Annotated in this window: 3 protein-coding genes and 2 tRNA genes; all 5 read right to left on the bottom strand. The window is 31.6% G+C overall.

What is annotated here, in order from left to right; translation table 11 throughout:
• Positions 1-4 precede the first annotated feature (4 nt).
• A tRNA-Gly gene (locus WBG30_RS03810) sits at positions 5-80 on the bottom strand.
• Between the two features lie 24 nt (positions 81-104).
• Positions 105-181, bottom strand: a tRNA-Pro gene (locus WBG30_RS03805).
• A 131-nt stretch (positions 182-312) separates the two neighbouring features.
• Positions 313-2,097 (bottom strand): 5'-nucleotidase C-terminal domain-containing protein, encoded by a 1,785-nt coding sequence (locus WBG30_RS03800; protein WP_424503320.1) that lies wholly within the window; start codon positions 2,095-2,097, stop codon positions 313-315.
• Positions 2,098-2,160: 63 nt separating this feature from the next.
• On the bottom strand, positions 2,161-4,173 hold the full coding sequence (locus WBG30_RS03795; protein WP_424503319.1) for a 5'-nucleotidase C-terminal domain-containing protein: 2,013 nt from the start codon (positions 4,171-4,173) through the stop codon (positions 2,161-2,163).
• Positions 4,174-4,215: 42 nt separating this feature from the next.
• On the bottom strand, positions 4,216-5,367 hold the full coding sequence (locus WBG30_RS03790) for a YibE/F family protein (protein WP_424503318.1): 1,152 nt from the start codon (positions 5,365-5,367) through the stop codon (positions 4,216-4,218).
• Positions 5,368-5,575: the final 208 nt, after the last annotated feature.

Below are 5,575 nucleotides of genomic sequence, written 5' to 3'. Positions count from 1 at the left end.
ATTTTGGAGCGGGAAACCAGGTTCGAACTGGCGACATTCAGCTTGGAAGGCTGACGCTCTACCAACTGAGCTATTCCCGCGTATCTTGGTATATTTAATTGAAATGGTCGGAACAATAGGATTCGAACCTATGACCCCCTGCTCCCAAGGCAGGTGCGCTACCGGGCTGCGCTATGCTCCGTTATTATCGTTCTCTCACGACAAGAATAATAATATCATAATAAAGTTAAAGAGTCAACACTTTTTAATCCTTTTTTTATTTTTTTTAGAAAATAAAAAAAAAGAAGCCACTATGTGGCTTCTTTTAGATGATTAATTTGCCTTTGGTAAAGCTATTTTTTCACCTTTAAAAATTATATTTGGATTTGTAATATTTTTGTTTTCTCTTAAAATTTCATCTATATTTATTCCTGTTTTTTTAGAAATTGCTCTCAACGTATCCCCTGATTCTATTGTATACAATGATTTTTCTAATACTTTTTCATCCATATTTGCAACAGTTTCTTCCTTCCCTGCAAATACTCTTCCATCTACAGCAGTATGAGTAATTCCACTAGTTTTAATATATTCTCCTAAGATCTCTTCAATACTCTCATATTCATTCACTGTCTTCTTTCCTTTTAAAGAGGTATATTTGTCCCCTCCTACAGCCATAAAGTCGTTTGTAGCTATCTTATAAGTTCTAGTTAGATCTATTTTTTCTCCATTGTTAAATGTAATATCATACACTTTATTCCCTACCTCATTCATTGGATCAAATTTAAATGTAAATCCTGCTACGTGTGGGAAAGCTCCTCTAGCATCTGGATAAGATTGAACACCATTTTCAACAGCATCTTTTAAATCTTGACCAGTTATCTCTTTTACCACAACGTAGTTTCCAAATGGTAATACTGAAATGATATTTCCTCTAGTAATTGTACCTTTTTGGATAGAAGCTCTTATTCCACCACCATTAGTTATTACACCTTCAGCTCCTGTCTTTGTTAACATAGCTTCTGTGATCATATCTCCTAAGTTAGTTTCACCAGCTCTTACATCATTTCTTTCACCATCTAAAAGTATAGGAGTCTCTCCAACCACTACAGATGTGATTTTTTCATTTTCTGTATTTACTTCGTCAATAATTGCTCTTACAGCTGGATCTTCTTGAACGTTTTCCATTGCATATTCTTTAGTAAATAATTTTGCTGTCTCAACTTTTGATCCATTTTCACCTAATTTAATTGTTACTTCTCCTAAGTTTTTATCATAGAATCCAGATTGAACAATAAGAGTTTCTTTAACCCACATTCCTTCTTCTAGAGTAGTATGGCTGTGCCCGTCTACAATTAGATCTATTCCATCTACTTCTTGAGCCACTTTAATACTTGTATAAAACGAATCTTCATCCATACCTAAATGTGAAAGCGCAATAATATAGTTTACACCTTGAGCTTCTAGAGCTATTACAGACTCTTTAGCCGATGCGATAGGATCATCAAACGTAACAGCTTCTACATTGGTAGGATTCGTCTTATACGCTGTCTCAGGAGTTGCTAGACCAAAAATTCCTACTCTTACACCATTTGGTAAAGTTTTGATTGTATATGGTTTAAATGCTTTTTCTCCTGTGTCTTTATAAGTAAGGTTTGACACTACCACTGGAAAATTCATTGTGTTTTGTAATTTTTCAATTCTATCCAATCCGTAATTATAGTCATGATTTCCTGTTGTCATAGCGTCATAACCCATTTCATTCATAACTCTTACTACAGATCCCCCTTTAGTTAGAGCTGCAAATACAGTCCCATGAATTGTATCCCCTGCATCTAAAAATAAAACATTAGGGTCTTCTGCTCTAGTTTGTTTAACTATTGTACTTACTCTAGCTAACCCCATTCCGTCGTATTTACCTGCTTCTACCCTTCCATGAGTATCGTTTACGTGCATCACTTTAAATTCTACATCTTCATTAACAATCAACTTTTCTGTAGCCACTACATCTACTTTATCCCCTGCTACTTTACTAGGTTCATCTGTTTTCGTAGTTTTTCCACATGCTACTACTAAAAGTAACATCATTACCGATAAGATCTTAACAAATTTTTTCATCATTATTTTTCCTCCTTAATTTATATATCTTTAAAAGGTACAGATAAATTCTGTACCTTTTTAAATTTAATTTGCAGGAACTATTAATTCTTCTCCAGCTATTATAACATCTGCATTTTTTATATTTTTATTCTCTTTTAAAATTCTAGAAATTTCAACATCAAATTTATCTGCTAGTTCTCCTAAAGTATCTCCACTTTTAACTATATATGATCTAATTTTCTCTTCTAGAACATAATCTTTTCTATTAATAGATTCAACGTTACGTGTTCTTCCATCAGAGGAACTAGGAATAACTAGTTCTCCTTTTCTGATCATATCATAGATTGCCTCTCTTTCAGGGTAGTCTAATTTAACGCCAATTATTTTCCAGTTGTTATGTACGTTAGGAGCTAATTCTCCATTTTTTTCTTCCTTTGTATATTTAATAATTAAGTCTCTTATTCTTCCTGCATCTTGCATAACTTCATAAGAGTCATAATATTTATCTTCAGATTTTACCCATCCATTTTTAGTTAATGTCCCAAATCTATAGTTGTTTACCGCTACTTTATACGTTCTAGTTGGATCTATAGCTTCTCCATTGATCATTGGATCTACTACTCTATTTCCTGCTTCTTTAGATAGGTCAACTTTATAGTTTACCCCTGCAAACATGTCATAGTTATATCCTCTAACATTTTCATTAAACGAGATAGTTACATCCCCTTCATTCCAAGTATTATAATATGACATAGACCATTCCATAAATTTAAGTAAATTTTCTCCAGTCATATTTACCCCTACTAGAGTATTTGCATATTTATATATGTTGGCTACATCTTTGTTATGAAATTTACCTGCTTTTAAATTAGCTTCTGATTTAAAGAATGCAGCTGATGATACATCTGCTCCTGCATATTTTAACTGCACATCATTTATTAGATCTATTACGGCGTTTGGCTGTAATTGAGCTGTAGGCATTGTAGTTACTTTATCTTTACCAGTTATAAAGTCAGGTCTAGCTATAAAAGTTTCACTAACTTTCCCAATTACTGTATTTGCTACACTTTTAGCTTGATCATCTACATATTTAAATTCATCTAATATCTTTTGATCGGCTTCAATTGTCTTAGTTTGAATATTCTCTACTTCAATCTCTTTAACTACCCACTTTCCATTTTTTTTCATTACATGGATATCAGCTTTTGATACTGCCCAACCTGCAAATCCAGGTTCTACAATTGGAGTATCATTTACATTTTCAACATATTTAGCATGCTCATGTCCACCAAATATAACATCAAATTCAGGTACTTTATTAGCTAAGTCGTATATTCCAGCTCCGCCATATTCATCTTCTCTTCCCATATGGAAAGATCCAATTAAGATATCATATTGACCATCTAATTCTTTTACAGTTTCTTGAACAGATTTTAATATTTCATTAAATTCTAATCCTTTAAAATGACTAGGAGAAGATGATTCCCACATAGGTACATATGGAGGTATAACTCCTATTACAGCTACTCTTGCACCATTTACATTAAAAATTTGATATGGATTTACATAACTTGATCCATCTTTTTTATTTTTAATATTAGCCGAAAGTACAGTTCCATTAAAATTAGAAATATTTCTTTCTATAAACTCTTTTTCAAAATTAAATTCATGGTTTCCTAAAGTCCAAATATCATAACCAATACTATTCATAGCTTCTACCATTGGATGTATTTCAAGGTCATTAAATAATTCAGATGAGTTATCTTGAACAGTATCTCCATCATCCATCAATATCATATTTGGATTTTCTGCTCTTAAAGAGTTAACAATCGTAGACACTTTTGCTAAACCTGCGTCATCATCCTTACCATCGATTGCATAATCATAAGGATAGATTCTACCATGTACATCAGAAGTTGCTGCCACTCTTATAGTTTGTTCAGTAACCTCTTTCTCTCCTTTAACTATAACTTCATGAGTTACTACCCTCTCAGTTATTTCCATTTTTACCGGCTCTTTTTTTTCTACCGATACATCATTTGAATTACAAGCCATAAAAATACTTGTTATCAATATTACAATTAAAAACTTTTTCATCTTTCCCTCCTTGGTTTTTTATATTAAAACTTTATTCTATAATTAATTATTCTTTCTTTTTAAAGATAACCCACCTTTTTTTCTTATCAAATAAACAGAAATACTAGCTGTTATAGGAACGGTCAATACTATTCCTATACTTCCAGACAAAGCTTGAATAAGTTCTATTGCTATTACTGGCATATTTATAAATTGCTTAGTATTCATTTGGAATCCCCAAATCATAAGCATGAGATTTAGCGAACTTCCAGTAAAAGCCAAAATCAATGTATTGGTCATAGTTCCCATTATGTCTTTTCCTATATCCATAAGAGATACAAAAAGATCGTCTAGATGAATATCTGGGTTTCTTTTACATAATTCATTACATGATGATGCAATTGACATTGCTACATCATTAATAGCTCCCAATGATGCTATTAATATAGAAGTAAACATAAGACCATTTATTTTAACCTGGTAATCAGCAGCCAAATATAAAATTTGTTCCCCTTTTTCCATATGAATTCCTGTTAATTTAGCTAAATTTCCAAAAATGTAGGAGATTATTCCAGATATCATTACCCCTGCAATAGTTCCCAAAATAGCTGAATAAGTTTTTCTATTAAAATCGCCTATCAATAAAAATGTTACCACTGTTATTATCGAGCATAATAATATTGCCCAAGGAATCGGATTTCCACCCCGAAATATTATTGGTATAAGAACAAATATTATGACTACTCCTGTAAAAACAAGAGACAATATTGATTTAATTCCACTTAAACGTCCAAAAACAATCAAACTTAAACAAAATAATCCAATCAATACATAAATATATCTATCCATCTTATAGTTATAAAACCATACATGTTCTTTTCCATCTTTTTCTCTAATTGTGAATATAGCTTTCATCCCTGGTTTAGCAAATATATTATGCCTATTACTCAACACATTTATCACACTATATACTTGATCTTTGTGTAACCCTTCTAATATTTGAACCTCTATCTTTTGTTTCCCTACATATCTTCCTGGAATCAATGGATCTGGGTTTATTGTTTCTTCCTTTATAGATAAAACTTCTCCATCTACAAACTCGTAGTTAAAATATTTTTGTACACCAAAATTTTTATTTACTGCTAGCGATATATAAACTATCCCTATAATAGATATAATAACCATAACTATAAATATTTTTTTATGCTTCGTCATCCTTAAATCATCCTTTTTTTGTCATTTAAAAACATTTTTTATTTTTTTCACACTGTATTTAAGTATAAACTAAGCCACTGCTTTTTTCAAGTTTTATAAAAAATTAATGAAAAAAGCCATCAAAATAAATTGATGGCTTTTCTTAGTTTTGAATCTCTTCAAAAAATAAAAAAGACTTGGCAAGTTCCTATCCTCCCAAGGGGCTGCC

Source organism: Psychrilyobacter sp. (assembly GCF_049671765.1).
Taxonomy (GTDB): Bacteria; Fusobacteriota; Fusobacteriia; order Fusobacteriales; family Fusobacteriaceae; genus Psychrilyobacter.
The sequence above is the reverse complement of the archived record's forward strand: the minus strand, read 5'-3'. Positions and strand labels throughout refer to the sequence as shown.

Coding starts and splice junctions, on each gene's coding strand:
- WBG30_RS03800 (WP_424503320.1), bottom strand. CDS start 2,097: ATGATGAAAAAATTTGTTAAGATCTTATCGGTAATGATGTTACTTTTA.
- WBG30_RS03795 (WP_424503319.1), bottom strand. CDS start 4,173: ATGAAAAAGTTTTTAATTGTAATATTGATAACAAGTATTTTTATGGCT.
- WBG30_RS03790 (WP_424503318.1), bottom strand. CDS start 5,367: ATGACGAAGCATAAAAAAATATTTATAGTTATGGTTATTATATCTATT.